Genomic DNA, 21,845 nt, shown 5'->3' with positions numbered 1-21,845 from the left:
TGATGTTTGATGGTACTCCTTAAAAATCGACATCTACTGTTTGGCCCACTTTCTTCTTAAATCTAATGTATTGGGATATTCCAAACTTTGTGCGACTTCTTGAAAATAGAAACGTTTTTTCTCTTGATTGTGAGGTGTTTCTGTTGTCACCACCGCTCTTTTGGCGCCATTGACATCCACAAGACTTTGTTGTACCACAGCAGAAGAGACATATTCTACCTCACCTTGAGTATGATTAAAATCCCAAAAACGATTGATTCTTCTTGATTCTGCTTCATACGAATTCACAGGAAAAGTCTCATACGTACGTCCACCGGGGTGGGCAACATGGTAACTCATCCCACCAATTGATCGTTGATTCCATTTATCCACCACATCAAAAACCAATGGGGTATCTACACCAATAGTCGGATGCAAGGCGGACCATGGCTGCCATGCTTTGTATTTCACACCGGCGACATATTCCCCCTCAACTCCCGTCGGACTCAGCGGTACAACGATAGAATTACACGTCAGAACATAACGCTCAGGTATAAAATGATTCACTTTGACCTGAACCCGCTCTAAAGAGGAATCCACATATCGTGAAGTCCCCTGTGAGGAGCTCTCCTCGCCTAAAACATGCCACGGCTCAATAGCAGCGCAAAGTTCAAGATGAAAATTCTCAACCGTTGCCATACCATAAAGCGGAAAGCGAAATTCAAAAAATGGATCAAACCAATCCAACCTAAAAGGATAACCCTCATTATTTAAAAATTCAACAATATCTCTGATATCTTCTTGGACATAATGCTTCAACAAAAATTTATCATGAAGCTGTGTTCCCCAACGCACCAATTTGTGTTTGTAAGGTTTGCGCCAAAATAGGGAAACAAGGGTGCGCACGAGTAGCATTTGTAATAGTGCCATTTGTTGGTGTGGTGGCATATCAAATGCCCGAAGCTCTAAAATCCCCAGACGTCCACTCGAAGAATCAGGAGAGTAGAGTTTATCGATACAAAATTCACTTCTATGGGTATTACCGGTGATGTCTGTGAGCATATGACGGAATAATCGATCTGTCAACCAAAACGGCACCTCACCATCTTCAGGAATTTGTGAAAAGGCAATCTCGAGTTCATAAAGATTTTCCAACCGCCCCTCATCCACTCGCGGTGCTTGAGAAGTAGGCCCGATAAAGGTTCCCGAAAAGAGATAAGAAAGCCCTGGATGGTGTTGCCAAAAGGTAATCAATGAGCGCAACAAATCCGGACGTCTAAGAAGGGGACTATCTTCGGGTCTCAGCGCCCCAATGGTGACATGATTTCCCCCACCCGTTCCGGTATGCTTGCCATCTAACATAAATTTTTCTGTTCCGAGTCGTGATTGTCTGGCATCTTCATAGAGGGTGAGTAAATTATCACTTAAATCTTTCCAAGATGTCGCCGGCTGAATATTGACTTCAATCACACCCGGGTCTGGTGTCACTTTGATGCGGTCAATTCTGAGATCATGCGCGGGTTCATACCCTTCTAAAACGACTTTGATATCAAGCTTCTTAGCGACACTTTCGATACTCGCCATCAAATCCAAAAAGGCTTGCGTATGATTTAAAGGGGGCAAGAAAATAAACAATTTCCCCTCACGCACTTCAATATTAATGGCCGTTCGGACAAACATATCATCTTTTGGGTCTTTTGTGTGAATCATCTGCTCATAACGTTCACGCACATTGTGTCGCACATTGTCAAAACCTGGAACGTCTGCAAAAAGATCAGGCTCAAAATGAAGCGGGAGTTCCGCCTTGGGTTTTTCAACCAAAGAATCCATAGGAAGTCGCAATCCAATCGGAGAATCACCCGGAATCAAAAACAGCGCCCCTCTTCTAAAAGACCAACCCGAACTCAGCCATTTTGTCTCACCAAAGTTCAAAGGCAACACATAGCCGACTTCTTCATTGAGCCCACGTGAGAGCACTTTAGCGATATTTTGTCGCTCTAGAGAATCTTTAAGATTTACTTTTAAGGGATCCACATCAAGGGGAAGTTCTGCTTCTTTTATAATATAATGATAAGGGTCCTCATAAGCTTTCAGTACATTTTTAGGGCTAATGCCTAAACTCAATGCCAGCATATCCATAAATTTTGAAGCATCTTTGTTTGTATAAGAGTAGGTTTTATTCATATCGGCAAAAAGTTCAGGGTTTTTCCAAATTTTCTTACCATCTTTACGCCAAATAATCGAAGTTTGCCACCGTGGCAATGCTTCTCCTGGATACCATTTGCCTTGTGCATAATGTAGCAATCCCCCTCTTGTGAAGGAGCCCAAAAGCTTGCGAGCCAACGTATCTGCCAACTCTCTTTTATGAGGGCCATCGGCTTTGGTGTTCCACTCATCCGCTTCCATATCATCAATCGACACAAAAGTCGGCTCCCCTCCCATGGAGAGTCTCACATCGTTTGCTTCAAGCTCTTCATCAACCGTAAATCCAAGATTATAGATCGCCTTCCATTGGTCTTCTCGATACGGTTTTGTCACCCGCGGAGATTCAAAAATACGTGTCACGGTATTGGAATATTCAAATTCTGTTTCACATTTATCGCTCAATCCCTCAATCGCATGCGCGCTCTCAAATGATGGCGTACACGCCAGTGGAATATGTCCTTCGCCAGCAAACAAACCACTGGTAGAATCAAGACCAATCCACCCCGCTCCGGGGATATAAACTTCAGTCCAGGCATGAAGATCGGTAAAATCCTCTTCCGGCCCACTCGGACCGTCTAGAGATTTCACATCAGCTTTTAATTGTACTAAATAACCCGAAACAAATCGTGCCGCAAGTCCAAGATGGCGCAGCACTTGAACAAACAGCCACGCATAATCGCGACAGCTACCTAGCTTCTTATCCAGTGTGACTTCACATGTCTGCACACCGGTTTCAAGTCGAATTGTATAATTCAAATATTTATTGATTTCAGTGTTTAGATAGACCAAAAAATCATTGATGGGTTGTTTTTTGAGATCCAAAGATTTTAGAAACTTGGTTAATAATTTTCCATTTTCAGTAATCTCAAGATAGGGAATCAACTCTTTTTTGAGCTCTTTTGAGTATTTAAAAGGATACGCTTCGGCACTCTTATCCACAAAAAAGTCAAAAGGGTTAATCGTAATAAGGTCGGCAATAATCTCAACATCAATCCCAAATTCTTTGACTTTTTCAGGAAATACAATGCGGGCAAGATAATTGCCAAAAGGGTCTTGTTGCCAATTGATAAAATGCTCTTTTGGCGTGATTTTTAGCGAATAACTCTCTATCGGAGTTCGGCTATGAGGAGCAGGGCGAAGCCTGATGACATGAGGGGAGAGTGAAATGTATCGGTCATATTTGTAATGTGTCTTATGTGAAATAACAACTTTTAATGCCATAGTATCCTCCAAGTATCAAGTGATTAGCTTATTTATGATTCATTATAACATTAAAGACTGAATTTTACACGTTATTATGAATCAATAGGGCTAGAATGATATTCTATCTTATATGATAGATGAAGATAGTAAATCATGCATCAAAAAATAACCATTTGATACTCTTGTACGATTTTATTCTATGATATTACTCTTGTGCGTCGATATACGCTTCAATCGCACCGGCTACGCGCTTGGAAAAGGCCACAGCCTCGACAACGGTACGGGCGCCCGTCACAACATCTCCAGAGGCAAAGACCCCCTTCATGGTTGTATTGCCATTCTCATCGGCAATAACTAAGCCCCTACCATCAACTTCAATTTCTTTGGTACTTTTACTAATATTATCTTTTGGATTTTGACTGATAGCCACCAAAACAGAATCGGCTTCTAACATTCCTGACTCTTCGTTATTGGTACTTGCGTAAATCACGCCCTCTTCATTAATCTCTTTAGGCTCTTTATAAAGTTCAAATTTTACCCCATCAATCTTTGCACATTCGACTTCATGATTGGAGGCAGGGATATCATCCATACCCTTACGATACATAATATAAACTTCTCGTGCCCCATTTCTCACCGCCGTTCTTGCTACGTCCATGGCGACATTACCCGCACCCAAAACGACAACTTTTTTCCCAAGACGATAGACACTTGGACTTTTCAAATAATCGATTGCAAAGTGCACATGCCCCAAACTCTCGCCTTTGATATCAAGCTTCTTAGGAGACCAAACCCCTGTGCCGATAAACACGGCTTTGAAGCCATCTCTAAAAAAGTCACTCACCGTGATATTTTTCCCGATGGTGATATTTGGGCGGATGATGACACCGAGTTGCTGTAGTTTGGTAATTAAAATATCAAGCGTCTCTTTGTTGAGTCTAAAATCTGGAATACCATAGCGCAATACGCCTCCAATTTTATCATTAGAATCATACATCGTGATCTCATACCCTTTGGTCGCCATAATAAAAGCCAATGCAATCCCAGCCGGTCCGCTCCCGATGATGGCGATTTTGTGCCCGTTAGTCTGAGGTTTGGTATTTTGCACATCATTAATATACAAATCAGAAATATAGTTTTCAATACTTCCCACGCTCACCGCTGTTTGCTTTTTGTTGAGCACACAATGCCCTTCACAGTGTTTTTCATGAGGACAAACTAACGAACAAATAACAGAAAGAGGATTGTTATCAAACAGCATTTGTCCTGCTTTTTTGATATCGCCTGCTAAGAAAAGTCGAATCATCTCCGCAATAGGAGTATTGACAGGACAACCGGTTTGACACGATGGCTTTTTACATCCCAAACACGTTTGGGCTAACTTTATTGCGTATTTGTTCATCATAGTCCTTCACGAAGTTTAATGTTTCGCCATTGTACATTTTTAAAGATAAAAAGCATATTAAGTATAAAATAATTTACTTATATTGTTCTATTTTACCTCTTTTATCAAAAGTTTCCCCCCTTAACTGACCGATTTCATCCATCAAAAGGATTCGAAAACTTCCCATTTTATGAATATCATCTAACTGTGTTACTGCCATCTCTCCCGCCATACTCATACTCCAAATACCCCCGATGGCACTGATTAAAGGAGTGTTTTTTGCACCTAAAAAGCTTCCTATCAAAGAGCTACTCATACACCCCGTCCCCGTGACTTTGGAAAGATTACTATGTCCATTACTCAAAAGATAGGTACGCTCTCCATCTGAAATACTATCTATTTGACCCGTGATGGCAACCACACAGCCAAGATGCTTCGCCAAGGCTTGCGCAATCTTAGGGCTCTCTTTCTCATCTTCCAAAGAGTCCACCCCTGCGCTTTTGGCTTCTAGCCCTGCGATGGTTTTGATCTCAGCCATATTGCCTCGAATCACACTAAATTTGACATTTTGCATCAATTTTTCTACGGATTTAAACCGAAACGCAGTAGCACCAATACCCACCGGGTCTAAGATCACGGGGATATTTTTGGCATTAGCAGCCCGTCCGGCTACAATCATAGACTCCAATACACGGGTATTGCTAGTACCGATATTTAACACTAATGCCCCACAAAAGCTCACCATCTCGGCCACTTCTTGCACCTCATCGGCCATCACGGGACTCGCACCAATAGCCAAAACGACATTAGCACAATCATTCACCGTCACATAATTGGTGATATGATAGATGAGCGGTTTTTCTCTTTTGATTTTCTCTAATGCTTGATTTATTTCTGTTCTAATATCCATGTTTTTATTCCTTTTTTAGTTATCACAAACAATAACGCCGTGGCTAACATCGTCGGTAATGTCGCTCCAATTAAGAGGTCTAATGTTATAAACTGATAATATAAATAAACCCCAATAGCCCAAATTATCAATGCCCCAATATGTAGGTTAAGGTTTTCGTCAATACGCTCTTTTTTGAAAAAGAAATAATCGCTCAATAAGATTGCAAAAAGTGGCGCAAACACTGAACCAATCGCATAAAGAAAGTTTTCATACTCTTCAATCGGTGCGACGATGGCAATCACCAAACCAATCAACCCCATCACAAAAGCAACGGTTCGCTCACTGAACTTTGGAAACACATTTAAAAAGGTTACCCCCGCAGAATAGGCATCCAAAAATGTGGTCGTGACCGTCGATAAGAGGACAATACACAAGGCAAAAAATCCCAGATGCATCGCACTCATCATCACCGTCACATCACCATCTTTGGAGTAAATCGCCACGGCTAAACCGATGGTATACATCAAAGAACTGCCCAGAAAATACCCAAAGAAACTCCCCAAAAGTCCCGTGCTTTTTTTCTGTGAAAATCGGGTGTAATCGGCGATTAACGGGAGCCAAGAGAGCGGCATGATGACACTGAGTTCTAACGCTGAGCCAAAACTCATCTTGCCACTATTAGCACTTTGAAAGACGCTACTTTCTCTAAAAACAACAAAACAAAGTAGCAAGGTCAAAGCAAAAAGTAACACAACAGCAATGACGTTGAGTTTTTTAAAGCCCTCTTTCCCTAACAGAATCCATAAAAGAATCAAAATGCCAATCAATAAAGACCAGCTTAGGATATTATCAAAGCCAAAAAGGCTTTTTCCTAGCTCATTGGCCGCGCGTCCTCCTGAGATAATCATCACCGCCGTCCAGCCGATGAGTTGCAAAACATTAAAAAGTGAAAAAAGATATGAGCCATATTTTCCAAATGAAATACGCGTACTCATCATCGCAGGCAACTTACTGTTAGCCCCAATCACCCCTCCTAAAATCAGCACAATCCCACCGATGAGATGTCCCAATAAAATCGCTTTTAATCCATCGATAAAGCCCAAAGGCGCCAAAAATCCACCGGTAAATATCTCTGCCAATGAAATCGCTGCGCCAAACCATAGCGCAAAAAGTTGGAAGCCACTTAGCCTCATCGTATCTTGATTCATATATTCTACTCCTGATTGTGATAAAAATTATAAAAATGATGCACCGGTCCCACACCCTGACCAATCGCAAAGCCTTGTTTAATCGCTTCTGTGATGTATTTTTTGGCGGCATCCACCGCATCACGCACATTCATCCCTTGTGCCAAATTGGCTGCAATGGCAGATGAGAGCGTGCATCCGGTACCATGGGTATTGATCGTATCAATGCGCTCTTTTGTTAAACAAAACACGTGGGAGCCATCAAACAACACATCGGTAGCATCTTCGATGTGATGCCCTCCTTTGATCAGTACATAAGAAGAGCCAAAAGCATGGAGCTCTTTGGCCGCATCCATCATATCTTCTAATGTTTTTATTTTATGATTGAGCATCACTTCAGCTTCGAGGATATTGGGCGTGATGATGGTTGCCATGGGAACCAACAGCTCAATCAATGCTTTTTTGGCATCACTTTGAAGCAGGTCAAATCCGCTTTTTGAAATCATGACCGGATCCACAACAAGTGGCGGAAGGGAGTATTTTTGAAGTGTTGTGGCGATTACCTCAATCGTCTCGGGACGGGAGACCATACCGATTTTGAGACCATCGACGCGAATATCATCAAAAATGGCTTCAATCTGTTTGGCAATAGTAGAGGGGGAGATATCTTGCACATCAAAGACCCCTTGGGTATTTTGAGCGGTCACCGCAGTAATCACACTCATCCCAAAGGTACCGTGCGCACTAAATGTTTTTAAATCCGCTTGAATTCCCGCGCCTCCGCTACTATCGGAACCTGCGATGGTTAGACAATGTTTCATAATCTTCCTTATAGTAAAAGATTAGTGAAAAGAGAGAAAAGAGATGGTGAAAGTATGGTGTGTCAATTTGGCTTTCCTACGCTGGCATTACCCAGATCAGGTGAAAGGGTCAAAGAATCACTATTCTTTATCTCAGCCGGTTTTCCCGGCACTCCTAGCACTAATTTTATAGTGTCCGATTATACAATGATTTCTACTTATTTTCAAGCCTATCATTCTCAACGCTCTTATGTTATCATGATAGATTATTTATATTTTTCCAAAAGAAAGGAATCTGATGCACCAACAACGCTGTAGCTGGGTCAAGCTTAATGAGCCTCTTTATGTGGAGTATCATGATAAAGAGTGGGGCAAACCGCTTCATGATGATCGTGCGCTTTTTGAACTCTTTTGTCTGGAAACCCAAAGTGCGGGTCTTAGCTGGCTCATGATACTCAAACGACGCGAAGGATACCGTGAGGCATTTGAAGGGTTTGAATTGGAAAACGTAGCACAATATGGAGAAAAAGATGTCGTTCGGATTCTTGAGAGCGGTCAGGTTATCAAACACAGAGCGAAGATTGAATCCATCATTGACAATGCCAAAGGTTTTTTGAAAATCAAAAAGGAATACGGCTCACTGGATCGTTATTTTTGGAATTATGTAGGAGGTCGCGCCATCATCAATCATCATCATGATGCCAAAGAGGCCTTAACCCAATCCAAAATTTCAGATGCTATGACCAAAGATCTCAAAAAACGCGGTTTTAAATTTGTCGGCTCGGTGACCCTTTATGCCTTTATGCAAGCATGTGGCATGGTGAATGATCATGAGATAGGATGCTGGTGCCACTTGGCATAAATTTTCAAACCAAACTCTCAATAAACTCTTCTAACGCATCATCCAATTCACGACTGCATTGATCAATGTACTCAAGCTTCTTTGGAATATTTTTTAAAGTGTGAGAGTGAAATTTGTGAATGATATCATGCACCTCATCATGAATACGATTGTGAATCTCTTGGATTTTTTGCACGTGTGGATTATCATGATATTGTGCGATGCCTTGATTATAAAGCCAGGTACCAAAATCACATTCAGCATGATTTAAAACCGGCATCTGTTGATGTGGCACACTCAAATAATTTTTGATACTTGAAATCCAAGATCGATGTTCCATCGCCGCTTGTATCAAGGGAATATGTTCAGGAGACAATGCATGGCTCTTTTCCCACCGAATATCAGGTTTCCATGTCTCCCTCCATTGAGCGATTTCATCTGCAGGCATCGGATGGGCAATGATATAGCCTTGTGCTCTGTCACATCCCATACGCAACAGCATGACACCATGCTCAATACTCTCAACGCCCTCAGCAATAATCTCCTTGTGAAACGCTTTAGCAAGTCCCAAGATACCATTTAAAATCACAAAATTATCGGTATCTTCTAGCATATCACAAACAAAAGTTTGATCGATTTTGAGCTCTTTGACCGGCAATCTTTTGAGATAGGTCAAAGAGGAATATCCCGTCCCAAAGTCATCTAAAGAAAATGAAATACCAAGTTTTTGACACGCTTGCATCACCTCAATGACATGAATAATATCTTCAAGTGCATTGGTTTCTCGAATTTCTAAAGAGATAGCATTATGAGCAAGAGGATGAGAAGAGAGGAGCATCTCTAGCTCTTTTACAATATCATGATTTTGAAATTGCAAGGCATCGATATTGACGCTCACATTCATAAATATTCCCTGTTTTTTCCATATTTCAATCTGTTGCATGGCCGTTTCTAATACCCATGACCCAAGAGTTATGGATAGAGGATGTCCTTCCATGACCGGCAAAAAGTGACAAGGAGCCAAGAGCCCTCTTTGAGGATGGTTCCACCGAATCAATGCCTCAACACCCAAAACCTCACCACTTCGCATATTGACTTTAGGTTGATAATACAACACAAACTCCCCTTGAGATAAAGCTGTTTTGATCTCTTCTATCTGTTCGTTGTTCGTACGTATTTTTTCATCTTTGATTAAATCAAAAATATGGTAGCGGTTTTTTCCGGAAATTTTAGCTTGATACATTGCATGATCGGCTTGTCGCAACAGTTGATCAGCATCTATCTTATCACCCGCATCAAAAAAAGTCACCCCCAAACTCGCCGAAACATTGAGTTCTGTATTTTTAATAATAATTTTTTTTGAACTTGCTTGTAATAATCGCTCCAAAAGAGGAATGCTATCGCTATGATTTTTAAGATCAGGCAAAATGACGACAAACTCATCGCCGCCCAATCGTGCAATCGTATCCATCTTGCGAAGCGTTTTTTGCAACCGTTGTGCCATGGCACTCAAAAACAAATCCCCACTTTCATGACCGTATTGGTCGTTGATATATTTAAATCCGTCCAAATCCAAATAGACCACAGCGAGTGAATTTTGGTGTCGGTCCGCTTGCGCTAAGGCGTGATTCAAACGATCAGATAACAATACACGATTGGGGAGCTTTGTCAGCGTATCATAATGCGCGATATATTCCAAATGCTGCTGCTGGGCATGACGCTCTGTGATATCAGTACTCAAACCGATAATTCCAATGTGTCCATTTTCATCCAAGACTTTGACTTTTGTGATTTCAAGCAGTCGTTTTTTACCATCTTTCATGGGAAGCGTTTCAATAGAACTGTGCGCTTTTTTATCACATAAAAGAACCTCTTTATCGGAATTTAGACAACCTGAGCTTACCTCTTTTGGGAACAATGAAGTATAGTGCTCTGCATTTAGAAATTCTTCTTCTGAAATCCCGGTGATATCACAATAGGTCTTGTTAACAAATTTGACCTTACCATCTATATCTGTCATCCAAATACCCAAAGGAGCATTGTCCAAAATCGCTTCTAACATGATGCGCTCATGAGAGAGTTTCATCTCAATATCACGTCGTTCATGCACATTGCTCAAAAGTCGGCCAAAAAGCGTCAATAACTCAATATCATCTTGTTTGAGTTTATACTCTTTTTTTGAGGAATCAAATCCGATAAAACCCTTGCACACCCCTCCTTGCAACAAAGGAATCGCAATCAAACGATTGATACCAATAGAGGAGAGATTGTCCAAACAGAGATAATCGCCACAGTGATGTGATGTTTTGAACCTAAGGAGGATATCCTCTAAAACAGGATTGAGCGTATCCATCGCTTTGTCATCCACATGCCAACGGTACGTATTTGAAAACAGATCGGTTTTAGGGTCATAATCATAAATATAAGCGCGATTGACACCCACAAATGCGGCCATCTTTTCAAGGGCATCTTGAATCGTAACCTCTAATTTTTCTAAGGGAATATTGATAAATGATGCGGAAAGTTCTAAAAGAAGTTTGCGATATTTATCTTGATAGGCGACTTTTTCTTCATACGATTTGTGAATTTTCAACTCATGCAACAGATGAATCGTATTGGTCGATAGCGTACTGTAAATCGATAAAATAATGTTGATTAAAACGCGGCTCGAACCGCTCATCTGCTCTTTGGCATAATGTTTGGCTTCGGTGAGATTTAATCCCTTCATGATACCCGAAACCACATGAGCCATATATCGGTCCACATCCAAAATGTGTACCGCCAACCAATTGGTCAAAAAGCTCAGTGCTTCATCTGCTAAGAGGTCGAGTGATTTGTCCTGTTGTTCTATCTGAAAGGATTTTACTTTTTCAACAAAATCAGCATGTCCGGCGTGATGTTGTTGCTTTAAGAGATCATTGGGAATATAAGTATTCCAGATTTCTTCTTCTGTTGCAAAGTGATATAAAGTATAAGCAACCAATTCATCAAAAATTTTACTGAGGTCTTCTATCTTTGTGCTATAGGCTACTTGCGTCGCCAACTCATTGATAATCGCGACCAATTTTCGGTGTTGTTGGTCAATTACATCAATGCCCGTATCAAAATGATCATCCCAAGGAAAAATATCAATTGTTTTCATGGCTTCACTTTTATCGAAAATTTTCTTTAATACATCATACCCAATTTAAGATTATATTTAAATACAAACGATATGATACTTCAAAATAATGTAACATCGCTCAAAGGAATCTACATGCCCGGTTTTGAATTTATCATTTATTATATTATCCTAGGCTCATTTGTCGGCGTGGCCGCGGGGCTTATGGGTATTGGGGGTGGTGGTATCATCGTGCCCACACTCACCACGCTTTTTTTGATGCAAGGTATGGCACCCGCTGAGGTCGTCCATATGGCACTTGGAACTTCGATGGCGACCATCGTCATCACGTCATTTGCGAGTTTGAGAGCCCACCATAAACGTGGGGGCGTGATTTGGGATGTCGTCAAAATGATGACGCCAGGGATTTTAATCGGTACGTTTTTGGCGACTTTTTTAGCCTCGGTTTTAAGCTCTTTTTATCTGGCAATATTTTTCTCTATCTTTATGGCCTATGTTTCCATACAAATGTTTTTGAACAAAAAACCAAAACCAAGTCGAAAACTCTTGAATGCCCCTGGACAATTTTTCTCAGGGTCCATCATCGGGGCTATCTCTGCGTTAGTTTCCATCGGAGGAGGGTCTTTGAGTGTGCCTTATCTCATCTGGCAAAATGTGGATATAAAAAAAGCAATCGGTACCAGTGCGGCGATTGGATTTCCTATTGCCGTTAGTGGGACACTAGGTTATATCATCAACGGTTGGGATCACACCAATATGAGTCATCTTGTCTTTGGTTATGTCTCACTTCCTGCCTTTTTTATCATCGCTTTTTGTAGTTATTTTACCGCACCCATCGGCGTCAAATTAACACATATTTTACCGGTACAAATCACGAAGAGAATCTTTGCACTCTTACTCATCACACTCAGTATTAAGATGCTCAGCTCTTTTATTTAAGCACGCTTTTTGGCACACAAGTAAACACATAACGGGCGCGATAACGTAGCGTCAAATCTTGTTTTGAAGGTTGGGCAGCTTCAATGCGGTCTGATGCCGCGCTGCGAGAGAGCATCACGGCGTGTTTCATCATCGGCATTGGCTGATTTTGTACCCCTATAAGGCTGATATTTTTAGTCATACAAGTGCGTTTCAAAAGTTTCGAAAGGCGCGTTTCAAAATCACTGCTAAAGATAATAGCCTGCTCTTGCAATGCATCTTGTTGCTTTTTGAGCGTCTCTTGTGAGACAATCCACTGCGTTCCAAAATTGGAGACACTCACGTTTTTGTTTCGCGCAATCATACTTTTGATTGCCGGTTCGTTATAGACTGTTTCAATCTGACTGGCTTGGTCATAGGTACACTCAAGAGTGAGCACACCACGATATCCTATAAAGACATTTTTGCGCGCTTTACTGTCCCACTCCATAGCTTTGTTGATCATGTAACCACTATTTTTACAAATCTTTTCATGCTTTTTTAGTATATGAGAAAGCGATGTGAGCGTCTGGGATGTTTTGGTATAATCCTTTTCTATGATATTAAAGACAAGTTTTGTAGAGAGTTTATCAGGCGCAACCGTTGCGGTAAATGTTTGCGTTTTTGTAATCATCATACTCGGATTCTCATCTGTTTGTGCCCAAAGTGACCCGATTATCACCGCCATCATCAATAGTAATCTCATAAGGTACTCCTCTATAATCTTTGTTAATAATACTAAAGAGTTTACAATAGCCCATATAAAAAAGTGCTGATATAGAAGAAGAGAAATAACGCCTAGAAATCCAAAATCTCGCGCTCAAATATCTCTTAACTTTTTGAAAATCAAACTTATTGATAAGAAAATGATAAAATACCCTTTTTATAAAGGTAATCTCATGAATATAGAAAAACTCAAAAATACCCAGGCATACTTTTTCGAGCTCTATCCCAAAGGGTTTGAAGATATTGGTCTACAACCTGTCATGAAACGACATAATACCGCAAAAGTAGAAGCGCATGTGCGTACGTTGTTTGCCCCCGATCAATTTGCCAATCCCGAACTCATTTGCGAAAATTTTACGAAAATCGTCTCTCGCTCCTCACTTGTTTCGCTGTTTGAAAAACCCAAAGTACGCGATATGATCAAAGGCATGGGGCACGAGCAAAAAGATATGCTCTCCATCGGGTTATATGAACTCATACACGGTGATAAAAGAGCCGGTTTTGAGAGTATGGTAGATGTCCTCTTGATTCACCGACTGGCCAAATGGTCTATCATCACGCTGATTCCCTACTACTATGCACGAAACAAAAATTTTTTTATCAAACCGACAACGACTAAAAATATCATCAAATTTTTCGAACTCGAAGGGCTTGTGTACAAACCAAGACCTTCGTATGACTTTTATGTAGCCTACACTAAAACACTAAAAAAGATGCAAGCGCTGGTTCATAAATCACTCAGCTTTGAAAATGCCGCCTTTACCGGATTTTTGATGATGGCGATGGAAGAGGAAGCCTTGCCTTAATGTTTTGTTGTAATATTTTTAGGACTAATCATATTTTCAGGTTTGATAATCTCATCCAACTCTTCTTTGGAGAGCAAACCTTTTTCTAAAACAATATTATAAACAGAACCTCCTGTTTTGAGCGCTTCTTTGGCCACAAGAGTCGAATTTTCATATCCTAAATACGGATTGAGCGCTGTCACCAATCCGATACTATTGAGCACCAAATCCAAGCAATGCTCTTTATTGGCGGTAATCCCATCAACACATTTATACGCTAAGGTTTCAAAGGCATTTTTCATCATATTGATTGAGTTGCTCAGATTGTAGATAATCAACGGTTCAAAAACATTGAGTTGTAACTGTCCCGCTTCTGCTGCCATGGTCACGGCTACATCGCTTCCGATTACTTGAAAACATACTTGATTGACGACTTCTGGAATCACGGGATTGACTTTGCCTGGCATAATAGAACTACCCGGTTGCATTGCGGGGAGATTAATCTCTCCAAATCCGGTTCTAGGACCCGAACTTAAAAGACGCAAGTCATTGCAAATTTTGGACATTTTTGTTGCGACACGTTTGAGTACGCCTGATATTTGAATATAAGCTCCCGTACCTTGTGTGGCTTCTACCAAATCTTCTGCTGTCACAAAAGGACGATGGGTCACTTCTTGCAATTTCGCCTCTACCGTCTTGGCATAATCAGGGTGGGTGTTAATCCCTGTACCAATCGCTGTAGCGCCTAAATTAATCTCTTTGACCAAGCGCAATGTTTCACTCACACGATAAATATCTTCATGAATCATAATACCATAAGCTCGAAATTCTTGCTCTAATGTCATCGGCACAGCATCTTGGAGTTGGGTTCGTCCCATCTTAATCACATCTTTAAATTCTGAGGCTTTATTAAAAAATGCATCACGAATTACGGCTAAGGATTCGGTAAACTCTATCAATTTTTCATAGAGATTGACATTGATAGCAGTAGGATAAGCATCATTGGTAGATTGTGAGAGATTGACATCATTATTAGGATGGAGGTATTGATATTCACCCTTTTTGTGTCCCATAAATTCTAATCCAATGTTCGCAATCACTTCATTGGCATTCATGTTGGTAGAAGTTCCTGCACCCCCTTGAATCATATCAACGACAAATTGATCATGATATTTTCCTTCGATAATAGCATCACAAGCTTTGCAAATTGCCTCGGCTTTTTCTTCGCTCAAAAGCTGTAATTCAAAGTTTGCCAAAGCCACGGCCTTTTTAACTTTCGCTAACGAAACAATGAAAGTAGGGAAACGCGACAACCGCACCCCTGTAATATGAAAGTTTTCCATCGCTCTGGCTGTTTGTACACCATAATATACGTCATTGGGTATCTCTTTTTCACCGATTAAATCATGTTCGATTCTTGTTCTCACTGTGTCTCCTAATATTTTATCCTTGGAATTATAAAACTTTTTGATGCGATTCTTACTATAATTTTGTACATAATAACATCACTTTATCAGAATTTAAACTATCACCAAAATATCATCATATTTTGGTCTTATTGCACCGATAGTATCACGACGCACACTTTTTTCATTCTTAATTTTATTTTTAATAAATATTATAGTTTTTTATATTATAATAAAGCTAAGTTACATCTATTTTAAAAGAGGAGTTTTCATGGCACAATTATTTCCACTGGTATTTATCGGCGTCATCATCAGCGTCATTGTCTTTTTATACTTCGAAAAAAAGGCCATCGAAGCAAAAAGAAGGCATGAAAAAAATGGCTTCAAAGCGAGTGAGATGACCATCAATGAAAACTTTGAACGTTACAACACACAAAGCAATGTGACTTTTTATTTTTCTGTGATGTTTGTCTTTACTATTTTCATGAGTTATTTTGGCTTTTTTAAAGCGGGGCATTCGTTGGTAGAAGTATTCTTATACATCTTTCTGACGACATTTATCGGTTCTCTTATTATATTTTTACTCAAAATCAAAAAAAGTATTTTGATTAAAGTATTTGCCGCTTTCTTATACGGTGCCCCTTTAATCGCATCATCTGCGTTTGGATTTATAATTACCTACATTGTCTATAGTAAATTGATGTAGGCTTTAAGAGGAGGTAAGATTACTATCTTGTAAGGCCTTATTCTCCTCATCAGTAAAAATGCGCGAGCGGGTGATAAACTGATACCCCAAATCAATTTCAAGAGAAAAGGAATTGCCAAAGGCGCCGTTTTCTTTTTTAACATCAACGATAACTTGGGAGTAGCGAAAATATTCAAATTGGTCTTTATCAATAAAAAACTCACATCCCCCGATTTCACCAAGTTTGACATTTCTTGAAGGAATGTGGAAATCACCTTTTTCATAGCACATAGGCGCGGTACCATCACAGCAACCGCCACTTTGATTAAAAACCAATTCACCATTTTCTTTTTTGAGCATTTCAATGACTTCCAGTGCTTCGGGAGTCGCGACGAGTCGTTTCACTTTTTCCATCTTTTATCTCCTTAAAAGGAGCGTATAGCACGATGCCATACGCTCATCATGATTAAAAAAATCCTAATTTATTTTTGTCAAATGATGTCAAGATATTTTTAGTATGTCGGTAAGCATTCAACATCATCATGTGTGTTTCACGTCCAATACCTGATTTTTTGTATCCCCCAAATGAAGCATGGGATGGATAGAGGTGATAACAATTCACCCAAACACGACCGGCTTCAATACCCCGTGATACATTATGCACCTGATGGACATCTCGTGACCAAAGACCAGAGCCAAGACCATAGATTGTATCATTAGCAATTTCAAGCGCTTCGGCTTCATCTTTAAACGTCGTGACACAAAGCACTGGGCCAAAAATCTCTTCTTGGAAGATTCTCATTTTATTGTGACCTTTGAAGATGGTCGGTTGGATATAGTTGCCGTTTGGAAATGTTTTATTGACGTATTCTTCACCCCCAATGAGGCATTCTGCTCCTTCTTCTTTACCGATACGAAGATAGTCGAGGATTTTTTCTTTTTGATTGACTGAGGCTTGTGCTCCCATTTTCGTCTCGGTATCTAACGGATTTTCTTGCGTAATGGCTTTGACTCGCTCTAAAACTCTTTTCATAAAAGGTTCATAAATAGACTCTTGAATCAATGCTCGAGATGGGCAGGTACATACTTCACCACTATTAAAGGCAAATAATACCAATCCTTCGATGGCTTTATCAAAAAATTCATCATCTTTATCCATAATGGATTCAAAAAAGATATTAGGAGATTTGCCACCTAATTCTAGCGTGGAAGGGATAATATTTTCAGTAGCATATTGCATAATCAACTGACCCGTTGTCGTCTCACCGGTAAAGCCAACTTTTTTGATATCTGGATGGGTGGAGAGGTGTTTTCCGATTTTGCCACCGGCTCCGTTGATAATATTAATCACCCCTTTTGGCACAATATCCTGAACGGCTTCCATCATGAGTAAGATTGACATCGGAGTCGCACTGGCTGGTTTTAAAACCACACAATTACCAGCAGCGATAGCTGGAGCGATTTTCCATGCGGCCATCAAAAGAGGGAAATTCCATGGAATAATCTGTGCGACCACACCAAGGGGCTCATAGATTTCTTGTGAAGTAGTATTTTCATCAAGGTCAGCCACACTTCCTGCTTCTCCTCGAATCACAGAAGCAAAATATCTAAAATGATCTACCACCAAAGGAATATCGGCATTCAGTGTTTCACGTATGGCTTTTCCGTTATCTAAAGTCTCAGCGATTGCGATGGATTCTAGATTTGCTTCGATAGCATCTGCCATTTTATTGAGTAACGTACTGCGTTCAATCACAGAAGTGTGCTTATAGGATTCAAAAGCCTTGACACCAGCAGCAACTGCAGCATCAACATCGGCCGTACTCGAACGAGGAATTTGAGTTAAAACTTCACCATCAACAGGGGAAAGATTATCAAAATATACACCATTTACGGGCGCGACCCACTCACCTCCGATAAAATTCTCATAACGAGGTTTATATGTCGGTTTAGAATATACCATTGTTTCTACCTTTATATTGAATTAAAAAGATTAAAATGACCTTTTTATGGATTCTATTGCAGATTGTTTTAAGCTCTAAGACAGAATAAAAGTTAACTTTATTTTTAAATGTAAAATTAAGTTATAAAATAATTTTTATAAGTTTGTTGTTTTTTTATTTACTAAATCTTTAAAAAAGGGTATTAAAATTATCAATGAAAATATTAAAAAACAGATAGGAGAGACGCATGAAAACTGTAAATACAGCATTGACAATAGCACTTCTAAGTGGATTTTTAATATCTGCCAACGCGCAAACGAATCCATCCAATCCATCTTCAATTTCTAGTGATTTTGAGCATATGGAACAAACGATGGGAAAGCTGTTTAGAGATTTGCATCAGAAATATTTTGGAAGTCACGCGATAACAAATCCCGTAACAGCAGCAAAAAGCAGCTTTAAAAACACCCGAGATGCTTATGTCATCACGGTAAACTTACCTGGATTTGAACAGAGTAATATTGATATCAAAACCAATAAAAATATGCTCTACATCAATGCAAGAAGTTATCAAAAAAATGTGACGAAAAATCAACAGAACTATCAAAGTTCCTCTTATACAAATTCATATTTTAGGAGCTTTTTACTTCCCAATAACGCCAAGATGAAAGAGATGAAGACTCAATATAAACAGGGGGTTTTGGTTATTAAAATCCCAAAAGCATAACCCCTCATACGCTGATCTGAGATGCCATCAGATCAGTGGTGTGTCGTATTTCTATTTTTTATCCAGGTTTTCAACATTTCCAAACTCATTGGTTTGGCATACAGGTATCCTTGACCTTGTTCGCATCCGTGTTTTGCGAGATATTGCTCTTGTTCTTTTGTTTCAATCCCCTCAGCCAAAGAGGAGATTTTCATATTCGATGCCAAATCAAGAATCGTACGGACAATGGCACAGGCATCTTCATCTTCTGGAATATTACTCACAAACGACATATCCACTTTCAATTTATCAATCGGCAATCGTAGTAAATAGCTCAGCGAAGAGTATCCCGTACCAAAGTCATCAATCACAATTTTGACATGCATCTCGCGTAATACTTCCAAAAGGTTAATCCAACGCTTTGGATCCTGCATGATGAACGATTCTGTGATTTCAATCTCTAATATTTGCGGATCAATGGCCGTTGTTTCAATCACATCTTGAACTACCGGTAAAAAATCACTGTATTCAATCTGCACGCCAGAAACATTGATAGAAATTCGCACATCTTTTGAGAGTAATCCCTCGTGTTGCAAAGACAATAAATCCTCACAACTTTGTCGCATCACCCATTCACCAATCGAAATAATCAAACGTGTTTCTTCACAAATATCGATAAAATGTCGCGGCAATAGCAAGCCTTTTTCAGGATGATTCCATCGTAATAAAGCTTCCAATCCGACGAGTTTTTGAGTTTTTAAATCGACTTGAGGGTGATAATAGACTTGAAATTGTTGCTTGTTGATTGCCTCGCGCAAATCATTTTCTATATTGACTTTTGCAACGGTGGCTATGGACATCTCATCTTTAAAAAAGGCATGCGTATTCTTCCCTGAATTTTTTGCTTTATACATGGCAATATCCGCATTTTTTATGAGGGTTTCACTGTTGCTGCCATGATCGGGATAGACGCTAATTCCGATACTACAACTGAGAAAAAATGTAAAATCTTTGATGATAAAAGGCTCTAAAAAAATATTTTGTATTTTTAACATAACCGACAACACTTCAACAGGGTCTTTGATGGTCTCTAATAACAAAATAAATTCATCTCCACCAATACGTGATAATGTGTCAGATTCTCGTATGATTTTTAAAACCTTTTGAGAGAATTGTTTTAACACTTCATCGCCATAAGAGTGTCCATAACTGTCATTGATTTTTTTAAAATTATCCAAATCAATATAACACACGGCAAACTTGTTACCATAACGATGATGATGCGCAACAGCTTGTTGAATGCGATCAAGCAATAAGAGACGATTTGGTAGTGATGTCAAAGCATCATTGTGTGCCAAAAATACCAATTCTTTTTCTGAAGCAATCAATTGGTCGTGGTATTTTTTCTTTTCTGTAATATCGCGTGCAGAGACGACATATGCTGCTGGTAATGTATCATCGGGATGATTAAAATAAGGAAAATACTTGGCATGAAAATAGTATCGTTGTTCATTTGTGACATACCAATACTCTCGCTCAAACGATACCCCAGAGAGTGCACGATCACTATATTTTTTGATATTTTTATAGAAAAATTCTTCTCCCAACAACGAGGCAATACTCTTGCCTAAAATCTCTTCTTTACTTTTTTGAAACAGTGTCTCATATCCTCCGCTAATCGCGCGATAAATATAATTTTGGTCAATCAAAGCAAGAAAATCATCGGAATTTGAGACAATCTTCTTATACGCTTCTAAATCTTCCATAACTTTTAATTTTGACTCGAGCATTTTATTGGCATGATGTGCCAGTTCTCTAAATTCACTAAATTTAAGAGCATGCGTATTAATAAAAAAATTCCGGTGAGAGAGGGTATCAAAGAAATCAGAAAAGACTAAAAAATCTTTTTTTATCTTTTTTGTAATAAAAGTGTAAAACCACGCAAAGATACCGGCCACGCCCAAAACAAAAACCAACATATAGACCAATTGTTCATTTGAACGTTGTACTATCGCCTTACGCAAGACTTCAATTTCATGATTCATATCATCCAAATAAACACCCGAGCCGACATACCAGTGCCACTGTGGGATTCCTTGGACATAACTGAGTTTTTTGATACTGCGTTCGTGTTGCAATTTAGGCATGGTGTAGCTGATAAAGCCCCCGCCTTCTTTTGCCTTTTTGATTAATTCTCGCACAACATAATAACCAGATTTGTCAACAACATCATACATATTTTTGTTTTTTGTCGGATAGGTCAATGACGTCCCATCCCATTTGCCTATAAAAATATAATTTTTACTATATCTGAGTCTATTGTCATCATTAACAATCTCATCTTTGATTTTTGCTTCAATGTCTTTGACATAAACGCCCGTACCGATAATCCAATCATAAGGCTCAAACACTTTCATATAAGAGATTTTGTCATATTGGTGCTTATCATGATAGGATTGCTTCCACTTGTATTCTAAAAACCCCTCTTTTTTATTGCGCATCGTATTCAAAATCTTTTGGGATACTTCTTTGGCATGCTGATTGGTAGTCTCTAGCACATTTTTACCCTTCAAACTAGGCTCTATAGGGAACAATAACCCCGTGCCATTACGTTGTACAATAAAATAATATTCTTGTTTATTTTTGTATTTAAAAGATTGCAAAACCGCAATAATCATCTCTTGAATTTCAGCATCACTGCGTTGATTTTTATAAGTTTGATACAGATTCATCGCGATGTCATAGGCTCTGAGAGTACGTGCTTTTGCACTCTCTTTAGTCTGTGCATAGACTTCTTTTTGCCGTAGATAAATATAATTGACAAAATTTTGTACGGATTCTTTTAGTTTCTTTTTTTTACTCTTGAGTTGCTCTTGTTCTATCTTGATAGATTCTTGTTTGAATTTGGTATTGGCATCATAAAAAACAAATGTAATCAAAACCGTAACCAGGGCAAGAAGTACCATATACGAAGCAATATGAAAGTAATTAAATAAACTAAATTTTTTCTCCATGACAACCTGCC

At 39.4% G+C, this 21,845-nt stretch carries 16 protein-coding genes and 1 riboswitch; of the genes, 5 read left to right on the top strand and 11 right to left on the bottom strand.

Features of this window, described 5'->3' with window-relative positions:
* Window positions 1–33 precede the first annotated feature (33 nt).
* The 5 genes from SFB89_RS00895 to thiD form a co-directional block, all read right to left on the bottom strand.
* Complete coding sequence (locus SFB89_RS00895) at window positions 34–3,405, bottom strand: transglutaminase family protein (protein WP_331775072.1); 3,372 nt, start codon at window positions 3,403–3,405, stop codon at window positions 34–36.
* A 187-nt stretch (window positions 3,406–3,592) separates the two neighbouring features.
* Window positions 3,593–4,789, bottom strand: coding sequence for an NAD(P)-dependent oxidoreductase (locus SFB89_RS00890; RefSeq protein WP_331775071.1), 1,197 nt, complete (start codon window positions 4,787–4,789; stop codon window positions 3,593–3,595).
* Window positions 4,790–4,865: 76 nt separating this feature from the next.
* Complete coding sequence (gene thiM, locus SFB89_RS00885; protein ID WP_331775070.1) at window positions 4,866–5,681, bottom strand: hydroxyethylthiazole kinase; 816 nt, start codon at window positions 5,679–5,681, stop codon at window positions 4,866–4,868.
* Entirely contained in the window at window positions 5,660–6,871 is a 1,212-nt protein-coding gene (gene cytX / locus SFB89_RS00880; RefSeq protein WP_331775069.1) for a putative hydroxymethylpyrimidine transporter CytX, read from the bottom strand. Before cytX ends, thiM begins: the two co-directional genes overlap by 22 nt.
* Before the next feature lie 5 nt (window positions 6,872–6,876).
* Window positions 6,877–7,671 carry a bifunctional hydroxymethylpyrimidine kinase/phosphomethylpyrimidine kinase gene (thiD, locus tag SFB89_RS00875; RefSeq protein WP_331775068.1) on the bottom strand — a complete coding sequence of 265 codons (795 nt, stop codon included), beginning with the start codon at window positions 7,669–7,671 and terminating at the stop codon, window positions 6,877–6,879.
* A 56-nt stretch (window positions 7,672–7,727) separates the two neighbouring features.
* A riboswitch (TPP riboswitch) is annotated at window positions 7,728–7,837 on the bottom strand.
* Window positions 7,838–7,948: 111 nt separating this feature from the next.
* Between thiD and SFB89_RS00870 the strand changes: the two genes are divergently transcribed.
* A complete protein-coding gene (locus tag SFB89_RS00870; protein WP_331775067.1) occupies window positions 7,949–8,512 on the top strand; it encodes a DNA-3-methyladenine glycosylase I in 564 nt (187 codons plus the stop codon).
* Between the two features lie 4 nt (window positions 8,513–8,516).
* Here SFB89_RS00870 and SFB89_RS00865 read toward each other — a convergent pair whose 3' ends face one another.
* Window positions 8,517–11,633: a bacteriohemerythrin gene (locus SFB89_RS00865; protein ID WP_331775066.1), complete on the bottom strand. Its 3,117-nt coding sequence runs from the start codon at window positions 11,631–11,633 to the stop codon at window positions 8,517–8,519.
* 114 nt (window positions 11,634–11,747) lie between these two features.
* Here SFB89_RS00865 and SFB89_RS00860 point away from each other — a divergent pair, with 114 nt between their 5' ends.
* On the top strand, window positions 11,748–12,551 hold the full coding sequence (locus tag SFB89_RS00860) for a sulfite exporter TauE/SafE family protein (protein WP_331775065.1): 804 nt from the start codon (window positions 11,748–11,750) through the stop codon (window positions 12,549–12,551).
* On the opposite strand, the gene SFB89_RS00855 is transcribed toward SFB89_RS00860, so the two are convergent.
* Complete coding sequence (locus SFB89_RS00855) at window positions 12,544–13,275, bottom strand: hypothetical protein (protein WP_331775064.1); 732 nt, start codon at window positions 13,273–13,275, stop codon at window positions 12,544–12,546. The genes SFB89_RS00860 and SFB89_RS00855 overlap by 8 nt on opposite strands.
* A 193-nt stretch (window positions 13,276–13,468) precedes the next feature.
* On the opposite strand from SFB89_RS00855, the gene SFB89_RS00850 reads away from it, so the two are divergent.
* The gene (locus tag SFB89_RS00850; RefSeq protein WP_331775063.1) at window positions 13,469–14,101 is read left to right on the top strand and encodes a hypothetical protein; all 633 of its coding nucleotides are present in this window, start codon (window positions 13,469–13,471) and stop codon (window positions 14,099–14,101) included.
* Here SFB89_RS00850 and aspA read toward each other — a convergent pair.
* Window positions 14,098–15,507: an aspartate ammonia-lyase gene (gene aspA, locus SFB89_RS00845; RefSeq protein WP_331775062.1), complete on the bottom strand. Its 1,410-nt coding sequence runs from the start codon at window positions 15,505–15,507 to the stop codon at window positions 14,098–14,100. The genes SFB89_RS00850 and aspA overlap by 4 nt on opposite strands.
* Window positions 15,508–15,757: 250 nt before the next feature.
* Here aspA and SFB89_RS00840 point away from each other — a divergent pair, with 250 nt between their 5' ends.
* On the top strand, window positions 15,758–16,192 hold the full coding sequence (locus SFB89_RS00840; RefSeq protein ID WP_331775061.1) for a hypothetical protein: 435 nt from the start codon (window positions 15,758–15,760) through the stop codon (window positions 16,190–16,192).
* 3 nt (window positions 16,193–16,195) lie between these two features.
* Here SFB89_RS00840 and SFB89_RS00835 read toward each other — a convergent pair whose 3' ends face one another.
* Both SFB89_RS00835 and SFB89_RS00830 read right to left on the bottom strand, forming a co-directional pair.
* A complete protein-coding gene (locus tag SFB89_RS00835) occupies window positions 16,196–16,585 on the bottom strand; it encodes a DUF779 domain-containing protein (RefSeq protein ID WP_331775060.1) in 390 nt (129 codons plus the stop codon).
* A gap of 52 nt (window positions 16,586–16,637) precedes the next feature.
* Complete coding sequence (locus SFB89_RS00830; protein ID WP_331775059.1) at window positions 16,638–18,134, bottom strand: aldehyde dehydrogenase family protein; 1,497 nt, start codon at window positions 18,132–18,134, stop codon at window positions 16,638–16,640.
* A gap of 227 nt (window positions 18,135–18,361) precedes the next feature.
* Between SFB89_RS00830 and SFB89_RS00825 the strand changes: the two genes are divergently transcribed.
* Window positions 18,362–18,841, top strand: coding sequence for an Hsp20/alpha crystallin family protein (locus SFB89_RS00825; protein ID WP_331775058.1), 480 nt, complete (start codon window positions 18,362–18,364; stop codon window positions 18,839–18,841).
* Between the two features lie 32 nt (window positions 18,842–18,873).
* Here the strand turns inward: SFB89_RS00825 and SFB89_RS00820 are convergent, their stop codons facing one another.
* Window positions 18,874–21,834 carry a cache domain-containing protein gene (locus SFB89_RS00820; RefSeq protein WP_331775057.1) on the bottom strand — a complete coding sequence of 987 codons (2,961 nt, stop codon included), beginning with the start codon at window positions 21,832–21,834 and terminating at the stop codon, window positions 18,874–18,876.
* Window positions 21,835–21,845: the final 11 nt, after the last annotated feature.

The sequence above is a fragment of the Sulfurospirillum sp. 1612 genome (assembly GCF_036556685.1).
In the GTDB taxonomy this organism is placed as follows: Bacteria; Campylobacterota; Campylobacteria; order Campylobacterales; family Sulfurospirillaceae; genus JAADIZ01.
This window is presented reverse-complemented; position numbering and strand designations above follow the sequence as displayed.

Bases quoted from the DNA above. Each gene is read 5' to 3' on its own strand.
- SFB89_RS00825 (WP_331775058.1), top strand. From the start codon at position 18,362: ATGAAAACTGTAAATACAGCATTGACAATAGCACTTCTAAGTGGATTT.
- SFB89_RS00840 (WP_331775061.1), top strand. From the start codon at position 15,758: ATGGCACAATTATTTCCACTGGTATTTATCGGCGTCATCATCAGCGTC.
- SFB89_RS00830 (WP_331775059.1), bottom strand. From the start codon at position 18,134: ATGGTATATTCTAAACCGACATATAAACCTCGTTATGAGAATTTTATC.
- thiM (WP_331775070.1), bottom strand. From the start codon at position 5,681: ATGGATATTAGAACAGAAATAAATCAAGCATTAGAGAAAATCAAAAGA.
- SFB89_RS00860 (WP_331775065.1), top strand. From the start codon at position 11,748: ATGCCCGGTTTTGAATTTATCATTTATTATATTATCCTAGGCTCATTT.
- SFB89_RS00895 (WP_331775072.1), bottom strand. From the start codon at position 3,405: ATGGCATTAAAAGTTGTTATTTCACATAAGACACATTACAAATATGAC.
- SFB89_RS00870 (WP_331775067.1), top strand. From the start codon at position 7,949: ATGCACCAACAACGCTGTAGCTGGGTCAAGCTTAATGAGCCTCTTTAT.
- SFB89_RS00850 (WP_331775063.1), top strand. From the start codon at position 13,469: ATGAATATAGAAAAACTCAAAAATACCCAGGCATACTTTTTCGAGCTC.
- SFB89_RS00855 (WP_331775064.1), bottom strand. From the start codon at position 13,275: ATGAGATTACTATTGATGATGGCGGTGATAATCGGGTCACTTTGGGCA.
- SFB89_RS00890 (WP_331775071.1), bottom strand. From the start codon at position 4,789: ATGAACAAATACGCAATAAAGTTAGCCCAAACGTGTTTGGGATGTAAA.
- SFB89_RS00835 (WP_331775060.1), bottom strand. From the start codon at position 16,585: ATGGAAAAAGTGAAACGACTCGTCGCGACTCCCGAAGCACTGGAAGTC.
- SFB89_RS00820 (WP_331775057.1), bottom strand. From the start codon at position 21,834: ATGGAGAAAAAATTTAGTTTATTTAATTACTTTCATATTGCTTCGTAT.
- thiD (WP_331775068.1), bottom strand. From the start codon at position 7,671: ATGAAACATTGTCTAACCATCGCAGGTTCCGATAGTAGCGGAGGCGCG.
- cytX (WP_331775069.1), bottom strand. From the start codon at position 6,871: ATGAATCAAGATACGATGAGGCTAAGTGGCTTCCAACTTTTTGCGCTA.
- SFB89_RS00865 (WP_331775066.1), bottom strand. From the start codon at position 11,633: ATGAAAACAATTGATATTTTTCCTTGGGATGATCATTTTGATACGGGC.